Genomic DNA, 14,533 nt, shown 5'->3' with positions numbered 1-14,533 from the left:
GCGTCATCGCGTCTATGCAGCGGTCATTCCGGGGCGCGCGAAGCGCGAACCCGGAATCTCGAGATTCTCAGGTGCGCAAGTGCGCACCATAGTTCGATGCTGACGCATCGCCCCGGAATGACGACCTTCGGTCGTCACTTCTTGACCAGCGAGCAGGCCGGGTCCGGCGGGCCGAACGCGTCGTCGCCCGAGATCTTCGCCAGGATCTTGTAATAGTCCCACGGATATTTCGACTCGGCCGGGGTCTTGACCTGGACCAGCCAGAGGTCGTGCACCATCAGATTGTCCTCGCGGAGCTTGCCGTTGCGGGCGAAGAAATCCTCGACCGGCTTCTCGCGCATCTTGGCCGCGACCTTGAGCGGATCGTCGGTGCCGGCATCCTTGACCGCATTCAGATAGGCGGTCACCGAGGAATAGACGCCGGCCTGCCACATCGTCGGCATCCGGTTCATCTTGGCGAAATAGCGCTTCGACCATTCCCGGGTCTTGTCGTCCATGTCCCAGTAAAACGAGGTGGTCAGCAGCAGGCCCTGCGCGGCGTTCAGGCCGATCGAGTGGATGTCGGTGATCAAAGCCAGCAGCGCGGCCATCTTCTGTCCGCCGGCGAAGACGTCGAACTCGGCGGCGGTCTTGATCTCGTTGGTGTTGTTCGGCGGACCGCCGGCAATGCCGATGATCTTGGCCTTCGAGGCCTGCGCCTGCAGGATGAAGGACGACAGATCGGGCGTGGCAAACGGCGGCCGCACGGCGCCGAGCACCTTGCCGCCGTTCTTGGTCACGATGGCGGAGGCGTCCTTTTCCAGCGAGTGGCCGAATGCATAATCGTCGGTGATGAAGAACCAGCTGTCCCCGCCGCGCTTCACCACCTCCTGCGCGGTGCCGACCGCGAGTGCTCTGGTGTCGAACACCCACTGCATCGTATAGGGCGAGCAGAATTTGCCATGGAAATCGGTCGCGCCGGTCGAGTGCGTGATGAACAGCTTCTTCTTTTCGTTGGCGATGTTCTGCACCGCGAGCCCGACCGCCGACACCGGCACGTCGACAATGAGGTCGACCTGATCGACGTCATACCAGCGCCGCGCGATGGTCGCGCCGATGTCGGGCTTGAGCTGGTGATCGCCCACGATCACAGTGATGGGCTTGCCGAGCACCTTGCCGCCGAAATCGTCGACCGCCATCTGCGCGGCGGTGACCGAGCCCTGTCCGGTCGGTGTCGAGGCCGGACCATTCATGTCGGTCAGCACGCCGATCTTGACGACGTCGTCGGACACCTGCGCCGATACGGTCGAGGAGGCCAGCAGCGCGGCTGCGAGCGTCCCGAACATGGCTCGTCTGGTGGCGATCATTCTGTCTCCCTCCTGAATTGGCGCATTGGCCATTATTGGTTGTGCCGGATCTCCGCGACCCGGTCATATTGGTTTCTTTTGCAACTATTTCGGGGGCTTCGTCAACGCGCCTTCGGTCTAATGACGGTGGTCCGGACCGGTCCGAGACAGTTTCTTTCGCCGCCGATTCAGTCCATAGCGGGCCATGGCCACCACCCAGCGCTTGCCGGCTTCGCTCGCCCCGCTCGATGCGGCGCTCGCCGCCGTGCTGCGCGACCTCGCGCCGGTCGAGCCGATCATGTTGCCGCCTGCCGATGCCTTGCATTGTATCGCCGCCGAGATCTCGGCCTTGTGCGCCTATCCGCCGCAGGATGTCGCCGTCAGCGACGGCTGGGCGATGCGTGCCAATGACCTGGTCGGGGCGTCGTCCTATGCGCCGTTGCCACTCGCCGAGCCTCCGGTCTGGGTCGAGGCCGGTGCGACGATGCCTGAGGGCACTGATTGCGTGGTCGATGCCGACGCCGTCGACACCTCTGGTCCACTTCCGCAGGTGCTTGCCGAAGCAGTTCCGGGGCAGGGCGTCCGGCGCGCCGGCAGCGACATTGCGGGAGGGCACGCCGTGATCGCGGCGGGAGAGCCGCTGCTGCCGCGCGATCTCCTGCTCGCGCGGGCGGCCGGACTGCAGCTGTTGCGCGTGCGACGACCAAGGCTTCGCATCGTCAACGTCGCCAACGGTCAGCTGACTGCGCAACTGATCGCCGACACCGCGCGCCTGGCGGGTGCCGAGGTCGTCTGCACCGAGGCGCCGTCGGATGTGGCGGCGATTGCCAACGCGCTCGATACAGCTGCCTGTGATCTGATCATCACGATCGGTGGCACCGGCGTTGGTCGCACGGATGCTGCGGTGAATGCGCTCGCAAGGCGTGACGAATTGATCGCGCACGGCATTGCCCTGCAACCCGGGCGCACCACGGCGGTGGGACGGATCGATACGACGCCGGTCGTCGCCTTGCCGGGCGCGCCGGATCAGGCGTTCGCGGCCTGGTGGGCCATTGCGCTTGCCGTGCTCGATCGCCTGTCGGGCCGGCGCCCGCGCGAGACGCTGGCGCTGCCGCTGGCGCGCAAGATCGCTTCCGGCGTCGGCCTCGCCGAGGTCGTGCTGCTGACGCGCCAGCAGGGTTGCTGGGCTGTGCTTGCGATCGGGGAGCTCTCGCTCGATGCCATCGCGCGCGCCGAAGCCGTGTTGATCGTGGCTGGATCCGCGGAGGGCTTTGCTGCGGGCACGGTCGTCGATGCCTATATGTTGCGGGAGTGAGTTCCCGAGATGACCGATATGTCCACGCCGAAACCCAACCCGTCTGTCGAGCAGGACCAGTTCCTCACCATCCTGTCGCGCGAGGAGGCGCTCGCGCGCTTCGAGACGGCGCTGTTCCCGCGCCAATTGCCGTCCGAGACACGACGGCTCGCCGACGCCCTCGGCCGCGCGCTGGCGGAGGACGTGGTGGCGCCGATCGATGTGCCGCCGTTCGATCGCTCCAATGTCGATGGCTTTGCCGTGCGCTCGGCCGATCTGGTCCGCGCAGGCGAAGCCGCGCCGGTGCAACTTGCGCTGAACGACGAGACCATTTCCTGCGGGACCGCGCCGACCCGACCGGTGCTGCCGGGCACCGCGACTGCGATTGCGACCGGCGGTCCGGTGCCGCGCGGCGCCGACGCGATCGTGATGGTCGAGCACACCCAACCCGCCGGCAATGGCGCCATCGAGGTCCGGCGCGCGGCATCGCCCGGGCAGTTCGTGTCCTATGCCGGCTCCGACATCGCACGCGGCGAGGCGCTGTTGCGCGCGGGAACCATCATCGGGTCGCGCGAGATCGGCATGCTCGCGGCCTGCGGCATCGCCGAGGTGGTGGTGGTGCGCCGTCCGCGTGTTGCGATCCTCTCGACCGGCGACGAACTGGTGCAGCCGGGCAAGGTGCTGCGGCCGGCCGCGATCTACGACACCAATGGCGCGATCGTCACCGCCGCGATTGCCGAGAATGGCGGTGACGCGCATTTTCTCGGCGCGATCGCCGACGACGAGGCCTTGCTCGAAGCCGCGATGCGCAAGGCGCTGGCGGAGAGCGACATGCTGGTGCTGTCGGGCGGCACCTCCAAGGGCGCAGGTGACGTCTCGCACCGGATCATCGCCCGCCTCGGCAAGCCCGGCATCATCGCGCATGGCGTGGCGCTGAAGCCGGGCAAGCCGCTGTGCCTTGCGGTTTGCGACGGCGAGCCGGTGGTCATCCTGCCGGGCTTTCCGACCTCGGCGATGTTCACCTTCCACGACATGATCGTGCCGGTGCTGCGGCGGATGGCCGGGCTGCCACCGCGCCCGGACGCCAAGGTGGCGGCGAAGGTGCCGGTGCGCATCGCCTCCGAGCTCGGGCGGACCGAGTTCGTGATGGTGTCGCTGGTCGAAGGCGCCGACGGCCTGATCGCCTATCCGAGCGGCAAGGGCTCGGGCGCGATCACCTCCTTTGCGCAGGCCGATGGCTTCCTGAAGATCGAGGCGCTTGCCGACCAGTTGCCGGCGGGCAGCGAGACCGAGGTGACGCTGTTCACGCCGCATGTCCGGGTGCCTGATCTCGTCATCGTCGGCAGCCATTGCACCGGGCTCGATCTTGTCACCGCACCGCTGGCGCATGCCGGCCTTGTGGTGCGTTCGATCGCGGTCGGCAGTCTCGGCGGGCTCGCGGCCGCCAAGCGCGGCGAATGCGATCTCGCGCCGATCCATCTGTTCGACGACAAGACTGAGAGCTACAACACGCCGTATCTTGCCGACGGCCTCGAGCTGGTGCCGGGCTGGCGGCGCATGCAGGGCATCGTGTTCCGCAAGGACGACAAGCGTTTTGCCGGCTTGAGCGCGCAGCAGGCGGTGCGCGCAGCGCTCGCCGATCCCGCCTGCATCATGGTCAACCGCAACCAGGGCGCCGGCACCCGCATCCTGATCGATCGCCTGCTGGGCGGCAGCCGGCCCGACGGCTACTGGAATCAGCCGCGCTCGCACAATGCGGTTGCGGCCGCAGTGGCGCAGCATCGCGCCGATTGGGGGATGACCATCGCGCCGGTCGCGGCAGCATCCGGGCTCGGTTTCATTCCACTGGCCGAAGAGCATTACGACTTCGCGCTGGTCACGGCGCGCAAGCAGCGGCCCGCGGTGCAGGCGTTTCTCGAGGCGCTGGCGTCGGATGAGGGTCGCGCTGCTTTGATCGAGGCGGGGTTCAGGCCGGCGTAGCCACGATCCGCGACAGCTCCACCGCTGTCGTCCCTGCGTGCGTTCTGATTCACCAGTCAAACAGCTAGTTCGGTGTCATCACCCGCGCATGCGGGTGATCCAGTATTCCAGAGGCAGGGGTGCTTGAACCGAGAGGCCGCGGCGTACTGGATCGCCCGGTCGAGCCGGGCGATGACAGTGTGGGAGGGGACGCAGCTTCGCATTCTCGCGACATGATTGTCCGAGCTTTGCTCTTCGTTTCACCCTCTCTCGATCAGAGGGCGCAGGGAAAGCCGGGTGCCGATTGCACCCATGGGCCCCGAGCAAAGGGTGAAAGCTCGGGGGTAGGACCACAGGTGAAATCGAACAATCCGGCTTTCCCTGCGCGATGGGTTACGGCTTACTTCGTGCTCTCCCCGGCGAGACTGGGCTTGTTTGTCACCGCCTTCGCAAAACGCGTTCGCGTGTTGCGACGAGACACCTGCCGCTAGGGCGTCAGGACCACACGACTTCACCGTCCGCATCATGGGCACTCGTCAGTTGCCCATTCAGCGTCCACCGCATCTCACCACAACACCGGTGACGATCACGAAGCGCCCCTCGATCGGGTGAGACGGGCGCACTCTACACCCGATTCATTGTTCGTGAAAACAGAATTATTTTCGCGCTGCGGGCTGGACAGGGTATATCGCTTTGAAATTTCTAGGAAAAATGCTGTTTTGGCGCACGCGCGCCGGGCCGTCGCGACGTCAACGGGTATCGGCGTTGCGGTTGCCGATCCGGCTCAGTGCCGCATGGCCATCTCGACGAACTCCAGCACCGAGCGCGGGACTTCATCGTATTCGACGAAACGGCGCCGAAGCTCGTCGGCAATATCGGTCGTCACGTCGCGGGACCATCCTTCGTTGGTGTTGAAGGCCACGATGCGGACCGGATGGCTGTACTGGTCCTCCAGCAGTCGGCGGATCAGCGTTTTCCGGTCAGTGCCTTCGTCGGTCTCGCACCAGGCACGGCCAAGCCGGCCAAAATCGTTCAGCACCAGATAGGTGTCGTGGTCGATTTGATGCGGCACGATCGAAGGCGCGCGAGGCATAGGTTCTACTCCTGCGATGTACGTTATCGTTTTCCGGTCACCCCGTGCATTGGAAACTTGGAGGTATATCCGCTGGGTAGTGGGATGGCGCGTGACGTGAGACGAAGGTGCAATGGTTGCTTTGGATCAAAGCGTCCCGTCGCTGGTTATCCTCCATCACCGACATCGGCCTGTCGTAGGCGTCGGTGGCTGAGCGACCGATGGGGCTCCCACCCGCTCAGGGAGCGGTGCGATGTTAAGAAGGCTTCGATTTAGGAACACAACACTGGAAGAAGTGCTGGCGGTCGACGCGCAGCGCCCGCGGAAGAGGTTGCGGGTGCGTAGCCAGCCCCCGAGAGAGAGCCGATCGGCAAGGGTTGCCAAGCCTGGGCAGCCTGTCAGTCAGCGGACCGACTGATCCTGCGGGATAGCGAGCCGGCGCGGGTCAATCCGGCCGCCGTGCGTCGTTTGCGACCTTGGCCTTGGGGACCTTGGCTTGGGGGTCGTCCGGCACGGCGACGATCCTGTCGGCGCCGGTCGTCTGGCCGGCGAGGCGCTTCACCTGATCATAGCCGATCGCAATGTCGAGGGCGAAATTGATCGCCCGTGCGATGAAAACCACGATACCCCAGAGGAAGTCGATCATCTCACCGGCCGCTTGGTCTTGCGATGCCGGTTTGTCGCGGCCGGTCGCGTACCAGTTCAAGCCGGGGCGGGCCGGCAGTCAGTGAACTCGCCAGGCAAGGGTTGCGACCAAGGGGAATGAGCAATTCCATGACGCCATCCCAGCCCCTCAATTTCCGCCGGATCGCCGCCGTCCTTGCCGCGGCCGGCACGCTGTTCTGGCTCTATACCTTCTATGCCATCGCCCATGTGGCGCCGAGCGACGGCACCGGTTTCCAGTGGCTTGCCGTGATTCCGCTCGGCATGATCTTCGGCCTGTTCTTCCTGCCGGCGTGGCTGTTGGTGGCGATCGGCCGGCTACCGCGGTTCACGGCGGCGCTCGGCGTCGGCGGCCTAATCGCGTTCGCGGTGATCTGGACGCAGCTGCTGCAGGAATTCCCGAAGACCCAGTTCTATTGAGACCCGGTTCTATTGAGCGCCGGCCGCGTCCAGCGCAGCCAGCCGCTCGGCCTCCGCGATGTCGTCCATCGTGTTGGCGTTGAAGAACGGGTCGAGCGGCGCGGTCGGCCAGGCCACGGTGGCGAGCCTGTACCGTGCGGTCCAGCGGTCGATCTTGCGCATGTCATCCACGACCAGTGCGTGGCGGAGCTCGTCGCGCAGGTCGACGCGCCACAGTCCGATCACCGGATGCGACTGGCCGTCGGAGGCCGCGACCGCAAGCTGCGCGTTTTCCTCGGTGAGCGCCCGATGCAGCCGCGCCACCAGGTCGCGCGGCAGGAACGGGCAATCGGCGGCGGCGCTCAGCACCAGCGCCACTTCAGGCCGATTCGCCGCGAACCAATCGAGCGCCGCGAGAATGCCGGCGAGCGGGCCCGGAAAATCCTTCACGGTGTCGGCGATCACGGGCAGGCCGAACGCCGCGAATCGCGCGGGATCGCCGTTGGCATTGAGGATCAGCTCGCTGCACTGCGGCTTAAGCCGGGCGATCACGCGCTCCAGAATGGTGCGGCCGCCGATCGTACGCATCGGCTTGTCGCCGCCGCCCATGCGCCGCGCCAGGCCGCCCGCCAGCAGGACGCCGGGAAACTGCGCCGGGTCAAGGCGCGTCGTAACGTCAGTCGTCACGCGCTTCGCCCTTGCGTTTGTGGCGCGCGGATTCATCCTCGACATAGTCGAGATTCTGGTCGAACACGATGCGCTCCTGTCCGGACAGTGCAATGAAGCGCTTGCCGCGGGTGCGCCCGACCAGCGTCAGCCCGACCTGCCGCGCCAGCTCGACGCCCCATGCGGTGAAGCCCGAGCGCGACACCAGGATCGGGATTCCCATCCGCACCGTCTTGATCACCATCTCCGAGGTCAGCCGTCCCGTGGTGTAGAGGATCTTGTCGGCGGGATCGACGCCATGGCGATAGATCCAGCCCGCGATCTTGTCGACCGCGTTGTGACGGCCGACGTCCTCAGTGTAGCAGACCGGCGTGCCTTCCTTGCACAGCACGCAGCCGTGTATGGCGCCCGCCTCCAGATAGAGCGAGGGCATGGTGTTGATGGTGTGCGTCATCTGGTAGAGCCAGGAGGTGCGCAGCTCGGCCTTGGGCAGCGCGACGCTCTCGACCGCCTCGAGCAGGTCGCCGAACGCGGTGCCCTGCGCGCAGCCCGAGGTCTGGGTACGCTTCTTCAGCTTCGCCTCGAAATTGGTGTTGTGCTCGGTGCGGACGACCACGACGTCGAGGTCGTCGTGATACTCAACCTCGGTGACGACGTCGTCGTATTTCAGCATGTTCTGGTTCAGGAGATAGCCGAGCGCCAGATATTCCGGATAGTCACCGATCGTCATCATGGTGACGATCTCCTGCGCGTTGAGATACAGCGTCAGTGGCCGCTCCACCGGCACCCTGATCTCGACCGCCGCGCCGGTCTGGTCGGTGCCCGTGACGCGCTCGGTCAGGCGCGGATCGTCCGGATTGGGGACGATCAGGGGAACAGGCGCTTTCTCGATTTTCATCATGTTGGTCAGGCTAGCATGACAACGGCTCACAGCCGATATAAAGCGTCAAGAGCTGATGCCTAGTCCCCGGTTCCGGCCGGTAGGGAGACTGCAATGAAAGTGATTGGCCTCGCGGGATGGAGCGGTGCCGGCAAGACCACCTTGCTGTCGCGGGTGATCCCGTATCTGCTTGGCCGCGGCCTTCGCGTCTCCGTGATCAAGCACGCCCATCACGAATTCGATGTCGATGTGCCGGGCAAGGATTCCTGGGTGCACCGGCAGTCCGGCGCGACCGAGGTGCTGGTGTCCTCGACGCGGCGCTGGGCGCTGATGCATGAGCTGCGCGGGGCATCCGAGCCGCGCCTGCCGGAGCTGCTCGCCAAGCTGGCGCCGGTCGATCTGGTCGTGGTCGAGGGGTTCAAGCGCGAGCCGGTCAACAAGATCGAGGTGCATCGCGCGGCCAACGGCAAGCCGCTGCTGTTTCCCGACGATGCGAGCGTGGTCGGCATCGCCAGCGATGTTGCGGTTGAAACGTCGCTGCCGATCGCCCATCTCGACGATATCGAGGAGGTCGCGGCCTTGATGCTGCGATCCGCGATCGCGGTCGACGACGTGCTGGCTGTGGCTTCGGCCGGGAGCTGAAGTATGACCTTTGGTCGGATCGCCCTGTCCACGAATTCGCATCACCTCTCCCGCTTGCGGGGGAGCTCGCATCGCATCGCGAGATGCGATGCGGGTGGGGGCTCTTTCCACAATGTGACTCGTTGTTCAACCGGCATGATTCCCGACATTTTGGACCGGCATGATCCCCGACAGTTTGGGTTAAGCGGTCTGTTCGCCCGGTTCGCGCAGCCCCTCACGAGGCGGAGCGAACCGGGTGAACAGGCCGCGGCGGTCGATGAGACCGACGTCGAGGTCGCAGAAGCGGACGACGTGGTCACCGGTATCGAGTTCGGCGATGCCGACAAGTTCGTTCACCAGCGCCTGACCGATAAAGACGAACTTGCCTTTCCATTTAATCTCCCCATTGCCGCGAACACGGCGGGCCTGGTGATCGGCGTCATACCAGGGGTCTTGCTCGCGATCCGGCATGGTGCGTTGAGATGCTCGATAGGCGTCCTCCGGCGGCCGTTGGCCCAGCGCTTCGTGAGGACGTTCCTTATTGTAATGCTCTCGGAAGGCGTCAAAGCGGGCCTGTTGCTCGGACGCATTATCTGCCGGTGGGCTCGATGTTTGCGCCTTCAAGGTGCGATGCATGCGCTCATGGCGACCGTTCTCCTGCGGCGAGGCCGGACGGATGAAGTGCGGCGTAATGCCGAGCTTCAGCCACCAGACCGACAATGTGGTGAGACCGCCGGCGCCGCGCGAGCCGAACGGCGAACCATTGTCGCAGCGGATTGCCCGCGGCAGGCCATGCTCGCGGAAAGCCCTCTCGAAGCGGGGGCGGACGCCCTCGGTCGTCGGTGCGACGATCTGCAGTTCGATCAGGAAGCGACTGTGGCTGTCAGCCACCGTCAACGGATCAATCCGGCACTGGTCGCGGGTGCGGAACCAACCCTTGAAGTCCACGCTCCACTCGTCGTTCGGCTCCTGCACCGGCGTGCAGGGACGCCGCTGGTCGAGCGGACGGCGGCGGCGCTTCACCGGCGAGATCAGCCCCGCGCGCTTGAGAATGCTCCCAATCGTCGACGCCGCCGGCCAATCGATCTCCGGCGCCTGGCGGTCAAGCAGGGCGAGCAGCTTGCGCGGTCCCAGATAGGGAAAGCGCTGCCGAGCCGCGATCACCTTCTCTGCAATCGCCGCATCGGTCGTTTGTCGGCATTGCTGCGGCGCGTGCGAACGGTCCCTGAACCACTCCGGATCGCCGCTCTGCTTCCGCTGGCGCCATGCGTAAAACGTGTCGCGGCAGATACCGTGACGGCGGCACAACTCCGACACGCTCCAGTTCCCGCTCTCGTACTCCATAAGCATCCGGATACGCTCTTCCATCCGACTGGTCTCTCTGAACGGCATCGTCGGGCCCTCCCGCCGATGCTTCTAGAAACCTGTCGGCAATCATGCCGGTCTAAACTGTCGGGTATCTATCCGGTCTGTACCCGTGGTGGCACCCCCACCCCAGCCCTCCCCCGCAGGCGGGAGAGGGAGCACAATCCCGCTGCGGTTGTAACGCGAGCTCATCTCATTTCACTTTGACGAGGCGGAATGGCGCAACTGTCCGACGATTGCTTTGCCTTTGGCGGGCCGATGATGTCGGTGGACGAGGCGGTGAGCCTGATTGCCGCACGCGTCAGCAGGGTGTCCGATGTCGAGAACGTGCGGCTTGCGGCAGCCGACGGCCGTGTGCTCGCCGGCGACATCGCAGCGCCGCTGCCGCTGCCGCCCTTCACCAACTCCGCGGTAGACGGCTATGCGGTGGCGAGCGCCGACCTGCCGACCACCGAGGCGCAGGCGTTTCCGCTGTCCGGCCGCGTACAGGCCGGCGCGTCGGCGCAGGCCTCCGTGAAGCGCGGCGAGGCGATGCGCATCTTCACCGGCGCGCCGATGCCCGAGGGCGCCGACACCGTGTTCATGCAGGAGGATGTCCGGCTCGAGCACGGCAATGTCGTGCTGCCGGCGGGGCTGAAGCCGGGCGCCAATGTCCGCCCGGCCGGCGAGGACATTCCGCTCGGGCATGTTGCGCTGCAGGAAGGGCAACGGCTGCGGCCGCAGCATGTCGCGCTCGCAGCGGCGCTGGGACTGACCGATCTCACCGTGGTCAGGCGGCTGCGGGTTGCGGTGTTCTCCACCGGCGACGAACTGGTCTCACCCGGCGATCACCGCGCGCCGCCGCAGCTGTTCGACTCCAACCGCTTCATGCTGATGGCGATGCTGCGCCGGCTCGGCTGCGAGGTCAGCGATCTCGGGATCCTGCGCGACGAGCGCACAGCACTTGCCTCCGCGCTGCGCGACGTTGCCGGCGCGCACGACCTGATCCTGACCACCGGCGGGGTCTCGACCGGCGAGGAGGATCACGTCAAGGCCGGAGTCGAGGCGGTCGGCAAGCTCGTGCTGTGGCGGATGGCGATCAAGCCGGGGCGGCCGGTGGCGATGGGCATCATCGACGGCACACCGCTGATCGGATTGCCGGGAAATCCGGTGGCGAGCTTCGTGACCTTCGTTCATGTGGTGCGGCCGACCGTGCTGGCGCTGATGGGCGCGCGGCAGGAGCCGCTGGTGCCGTTGCCGGTGCGCGCGGCCTTTGCCTACAAGAAGAAGATCGCGCGGCGCGAATATGTCCGCGTCAGCCTTCGTCAGGCGGCGGACGGCGCGCGCGAGGCGGTCAAGTTTCCGCGCGAAGGCGCCGGCCTGCTGTCGTCGCTGGTCGACACCGACGGACTGGTCGAATTGGGCGAGCAGCTGACGCGCGTCGAGCCCGGCCAGACGGTCGGCTTCCTGTCCTATGCAAGCCTGATGTGAGCGCCGGCGTTGACGACGCAGGGCGCGTTGACGATGCAAGGCGGCTCCGCCATGGTCGAATCATGACCACGACAAAGCTCGATCTCACCGGCCTGAAATGCCCGCTGCCCGCGCTGAAGACGCGCAAGGCGCTGAAGAGCGTGACGGCGGGCGATTTCCTCGAAGTGCACTGCACCGATCCGCTTTCGGTGATCGACATCCCGAATCTCATTCGGGAGACCGGCGACAAGGTCGAGATCACCGAACGAAGCGACGTTCGCATCGTTTTTTTGATCGAGAAAGCAAATGGCACGATAGATAATTCAAATGCTGCATCGCCGCGTGCGCGCTAGATGCAGCTTGATATCTACCTTTTGCCAATCGACACCTATTTTCCATTCTGCGCGAATTGATAATCTCCACCGGGTTGTGGAGATCAAGTCGTGCCCGGATCAGGGCGCGTGGGGCAATACAGGGCAGGCCTAACGTTCAGAGCGGGCCGCGCGACCGGGGCACATCCGGCCGTGTCGGGGGTTGGCATTTCGGGAATGCGCGTGGCTGATCCCGGCGCATGCAGGAAATGCGCGGAGCAATGTGATGATTGCGCCGCAATGGGATGGGACGGGATCGAACACGGCAGAACGCCTGATGCAACGGCGGCTGCAGGGAGGTTTCAATGACGACGATGAGCAGCGCCGGACGCGTATCGGCTGCAGGCGCAGGTTTCCTCGACAAGGAACACACGATCGCGGCCGCCGGCTTCAATCGCTGGCTGGTGCCGCCGGCCGCGCTGTGCATCCATCTGTGCATCGGCATGGCCTACGGCTTCTCGGTGTTCTGGTTGCCGCTGTCGCGCGCGATCGGCCTGACCGCGCCGAAGGCCTGCCCGGACATCTCGCTGTTCCAGGAATTGTTCACGACCACTTGCGACTGGAAGGTCGCGAGCATGGGCTGGATGTACACGCTGTTCTTCGTCGTGCTCGGTCTATCCGCCGCAATGTGGGGCGGCTGGCTGGAGCGCGTCGGCCCGCGCAAGGCTGGCTTCGTTTCTGCGCTGTGCTGGTGCGGAGGTCTCGTGCTGGGCGCGATCGGCATCATCACCCATCAATTGTGGCTGATGTGGCTCGGCTCCGGCGTGATCGGCGGCATTGGTCTCGGCCTCGGCTACATCTCGCCGGTGTCGACGCTGGTGAAATGGTTCCCCGACCGCCGCGGCATGGCGACCGGCATGGCCATCATGGGCTTTGGCGGCGGCGCCATGATCGGCGCACCGCTCGCCAATCTGCTGATGAACTATTTCAAGACGCCGACCTCGGTCGGTGTCTGGGAAACCTTCCTGACCATGGGCGTGATCTATCTGGTGTTCATGATGATCGGCGCGTTCCGCTACCGCCTGCCGCCGTCTGGCTGGCAGCCGGAGGGCTGGACGCCGCCGGCCAAGGCGAACGCCATGATCTCGACCAAGAACGTGCACCTCGATAACGCGCACAAGACGCCGCAGTTCTGGCTGATCTGGTGGGTGCTGTGCTTGAACGTGTCGGCCGGTATCGGCGTGATCGGCATGGCCTCGCCGATGCTGCAGGAGATCTTCGCCGGCAAGCTGATCGGGCTGCCCAATATCGGCTTCAACGCGCTCGACGCCCCGCAGAAGGCGCAGATCGCGGCGATCGCCGCGGGCTTCGCCGGCCTGCTGTCGCTGTTCAACATCGGCGGCCGGTTCTTCTGGGCCTCGCTGTCGGACAAGATCGGCCGCAAGAACACCTATTACACGTTCTTCGTGCTCGGCATCGTGCTCTATGCCCTAGCGCCGACCTTCGCCGCGATGGGCTCGAAGCTGTTGTTCGTGCTCGGCTTCGGCATCATCCTGTCGATGTATGGCGGCGGCTTCGCCACCGTGCCGGCCTATCTCGCCGACATGTTCGGCACCCAGTTCGTCGGCGCGATCCATGGCCGGCTCCTGACGGCGTGGTCGACCGCGGGCATCATTGGCCCTGTCGTGGTGAACTACATCCGCGAATTCCAGCTCGCCGCCGGCGTGCCGCGCGACCAGCTCTACAACACCACGATGTACATCCTGTGCGCCATGCTGATCGCGGGCTTCATCTGCAACTATTTGATCAAGCCGGTCGATCCGAAGTGGCACATGAGCGACGCCGAGGTGGCGAAGCTGCAGGCGGCGACGGCGACCGGCGGCAATGGTGCGACCGGATCGTTCGGCATCGGCAAGGGCGGTCTGGACGGCAGGGCGGCGCTGTTCTGGCTGTTCGTCGGCATTCCGCTGGCCTGGGGCATCTACATGACGCTGCTCAGTGCAGTCAAAATCCTCTGACCGCGATCATCATCGCCGCGGGTTGCCGGTTCCCGGCGCCTGCGGCGTTCGCTTTATTCAATGAACAGAAAAAGGATTGGGGGATTTTGATGTTTCGCACCCGGATTTGCCTTGCCGCCGCGCTGCTCGCGATAGGGCTTCATGCTGCCTCGGCCCAGACCGCGGCGCCGGCCGCCCCGGCACCGGCCGCCACCACGGCCAAGCCGTCGAAGATCAAGCTGACCATGGAGAAGCTGAAGGCCATGAAGGCGCAGTGGCGCGCCAACAAGCCCAAGCTCAAGGCCTGCCGCGGCGAGGTGAAGTCGAAGGGACTGACCGGTGACGACCGCTGGTTCTACATCGAGGAGTGCATGGGCAAGACGTGAGAACCGCCCGCTCCGCAATGGGTTGGTTTCAAAGGGCGTGACAGCGCCGGCTGCATGCCCTTAATGCTGTTTGGAATGCTTCGAATTTAGTTGGCATCTGGCATGCCAACGGCTAGACTATTGATCTGGCAGCAGGAAACGAGACG

14 protein-coding genes are annotated in these 14,533 nt (G+C 65.3%); 8 read left to right on the top strand and 6 right to left on the bottom strand.

Going from position 1 to position 14,533, the window contains the following annotated elements:
* Nucleotides 1-134 precede the first annotated feature (134 nt).
* Entirely contained in the window at nt 135-1,346 is a 1,212-nt protein-coding gene (locus tag V5279_RS34125) for an ABC transporter substrate-binding protein (protein ID WP_414645866.1), read from the bottom strand.
* 184 nt (nt 1,347-1,530) lie between these two features.
* On the opposite strand from V5279_RS34125, the gene V5279_RS34120 reads away from it, so the two are divergent.
* Entirely contained in the window at nt 1,531-2,640 is a 1,110-nt protein-coding gene (locus V5279_RS34120) for a molybdopterin-binding protein (protein WP_338691440.1), read from the top strand.
* 9 nt (nt 2,641-2,649) lie between these two features.
* Entirely contained in the window at nt 2,650-4,599 is a 1,950-nt protein-coding gene (locus V5279_RS34115) for a molybdopterin biosynthesis protein (protein ID WP_338691439.1), read from the top strand.
* A 763-nt stretch (nt 4,600-5,362) separates the two neighbouring features.
* On the opposite strand, the gene V5279_RS34110 is transcribed toward V5279_RS34115, so the two are convergent.
* Together V5279_RS34110 and V5279_RS34105 are read right to left on the bottom strand one after the other, a co-directional pair.
* Nucleotides 5,363-5,671, bottom strand: coding sequence for a hypothetical protein (locus tag V5279_RS34110; RefSeq protein ID WP_029079108.1), 309 nt, complete (start codon nt 5,669-5,671; stop codon nt 5,363-5,365).
* Nucleotides 5,672-6,095: 424 nt separating this feature from the next.
* Nucleotides 6,096-6,296, bottom strand: coding sequence for a hypothetical protein (locus V5279_RS34105; protein WP_338691438.1), 201 nt, complete (start codon nt 6,294-6,296; stop codon nt 6,096-6,098).
* 128 nt (nt 6,297-6,424) lie between these two features.
* Here V5279_RS34105 and V5279_RS34100 point away from each other — a divergent pair, with 128 nt between their 5' ends.
* The gene (locus V5279_RS34100; RefSeq protein ID WP_224741450.1) at nt 6,425-6,733 is read left to right on the top strand and encodes a hypothetical protein; all 309 of its coding nucleotides are present in this window, start codon (nt 6,425-6,427) and stop codon (nt 6,731-6,733) included.
* Nucleotides 6,734-6,742: 9 nt separating this feature from the next.
* Here the strand turns inward: V5279_RS34100 and mobA are convergent, their stop codons facing one another.
* Together mobA and V5279_RS34090 are read right to left on the bottom strand one after the other, a co-directional pair.
* Nucleotides 6,743-7,444, bottom strand: coding sequence for a molybdenum cofactor guanylyltransferase MobA (gene mobA, locus V5279_RS34095; protein ID WP_338691437.1), 702 nt, complete (start codon nt 7,442-7,444; stop codon nt 6,743-6,745).
* Nucleotides 7,389-8,279, bottom strand: a complete 891-nt coding sequence (locus tag V5279_RS34090; protein WP_029079105.1) for a formate dehydrogenase accessory sulfurtransferase FdhD — start codon at nt 8,277-8,279, stop codon at nt 7,389-7,391. Before V5279_RS34090 ends, mobA begins: the two co-directional genes overlap by 56 nt.
* A 93-nt stretch (nt 8,280-8,372) precedes the next feature.
* Between V5279_RS34090 and mobB the strand changes: the two genes are divergently transcribed.
* On the top strand, nt 8,373-8,900 hold the full coding sequence (gene mobB, locus V5279_RS34085; protein WP_029079104.1) for a molybdopterin-guanine dinucleotide biosynthesis protein B: 528 nt from the start codon (nt 8,373-8,375) through the stop codon (nt 8,898-8,900).
* A 180-nt stretch (nt 8,901-9,080) separates the two neighbouring features.
* Here mobB and V5279_RS34080 read toward each other — a convergent pair whose 3' ends face one another.
* Entirely contained in the window at nt 9,081-10,271 is a 1,191-nt protein-coding gene (locus tag V5279_RS34080) for an integrase core domain-containing protein (RefSeq protein ID WP_166203831.1), read from the bottom strand.
* A 189-nt stretch (nt 10,272-10,460) separates the two neighbouring features.
* Between V5279_RS34080 and glp the strand changes: the two genes are divergently transcribed.
* From glp to V5279_RS34060, 4 genes are all read left to right on the top strand, one after another.
* Nucleotides 10,461-11,714, top strand: coding sequence for a gephyrin-like molybdotransferase Glp (gene glp, locus V5279_RS34075; protein ID WP_338691436.1), 1,254 nt, complete (start codon nt 10,461-10,463; stop codon nt 11,712-11,714).
* 62 nt (nt 11,715-11,776) lie between these two features.
* Complete coding sequence (locus V5279_RS34070; protein ID WP_029079102.1) at nt 11,777-12,046, top strand: sulfurtransferase TusA family protein; 270 nt, start codon at nt 11,777-11,779, stop codon at nt 12,044-12,046.
* A gap of 323 nt (nt 12,047-12,369) precedes the next feature.
* Nucleotides 12,370-14,022, top strand: coding sequence for an OFA family MFS transporter (locus V5279_RS34065; RefSeq protein ID WP_338691435.1), 1,653 nt, complete (start codon nt 12,370-12,372; stop codon nt 14,020-14,022).
* Between the two features lie 89 nt (nt 14,023-14,111).
* Nucleotides 14,112-14,387, top strand: a complete 276-nt coding sequence (locus V5279_RS34060) for a hypothetical protein (RefSeq protein ID WP_166298357.1) — start codon at nt 14,112-14,114, stop codon at nt 14,385-14,387.
* The last annotated feature ends 146 nt before the right edge of the window (nt 14,388-14,533 follow it).

Origin of the sequence: Bradyrhizobium sp. 26S5 (genome assembly GCF_036923295.1) — a bacterium.
GTDB lineage: Bacteria > Pseudomonadota > Alphaproteobacteria > Rhizobiales > Xanthobacteraceae > Bradyrhizobium > Bradyrhizobium septentrionale.
This window is presented reverse-complemented; position numbering and strand designations above follow the sequence as displayed.

Coding starts and splice junctions, on each gene's coding strand:
- V5279_RS34060 (WP_166298357.1), top strand. CDS start 14,112: ATGTTTCGCACCCGGATTTGCCTTGCCGCCGCGCTGCTCGCGATAGGG.
- mobA (WP_338691437.1), bottom strand. CDS start 7,444: ATGTCGAGGATGAATCCGCGCGCCACAAACGCAAGGGCGAAGCGCGTG.
- V5279_RS34125 (WP_414645866.1), bottom strand. CDS start 1,346: ATGATCGCCACCAGACGAGCCATGTTCGGGACGCTCGCAGCCGCGCTG.
- V5279_RS34120 (WP_338691440.1), top strand. CDS start 1,531: ATGGCCACCACCCAGCGCTTGCCGGCTTCGCTCGCCCCGCTCGATGCG.
- mobB (WP_029079104.1), top strand. CDS start 8,373: ATGAAAGTGATTGGCCTCGCGGGATGGAGCGGTGCCGGCAAGACCACC.
- V5279_RS34090 (WP_029079105.1), bottom strand. CDS start 8,279: ATGATGAAAATCGAGAAAGCGCCTGTTCCCCTGATCGTCCCCAATCCG.
- glp (WP_338691436.1), top strand. CDS start 10,461: ATGGCGCAACTGTCCGACGATTGCTTTGCCTTTGGCGGGCCGATGATG.
- V5279_RS34105 (WP_338691438.1), bottom strand. CDS start 6,296: ATGATCGACTTCCTCTGGGGTATCGTGGTTTTCATCGCACGGGCGATC.
- V5279_RS34080 (WP_166203831.1), bottom strand. CDS start 10,271: ATGCCGTTCAGAGAGACCAGTCGGATGGAAGAGCGTATCCGGATGCTT.
- V5279_RS34065 (WP_338691435.1), top strand. CDS start 12,370: ATGACGACGATGAGCAGCGCCGGACGCGTATCGGCTGCAGGCGCAGGT.
- V5279_RS34110 (WP_029079108.1), bottom strand. CDS start 5,671: ATGCCTCGCGCGCCTTCGATCGTGCCGCATCAAATCGACCACGACACC.
- V5279_RS34100 (WP_224741450.1), top strand. CDS start 6,425: ATGACGCCATCCCAGCCCCTCAATTTCCGCCGGATCGCCGCCGTCCTT.
- V5279_RS34070 (WP_029079102.1), top strand. CDS start 11,777: ATGACCACGACAAAGCTCGATCTCACCGGCCTGAAATGCCCGCTGCCC.
- V5279_RS34115 (WP_338691439.1), top strand. CDS start 2,650: ATGACCGATATGTCCACGCCGAAACCCAACCCGTCTGTCGAGCAGGAC.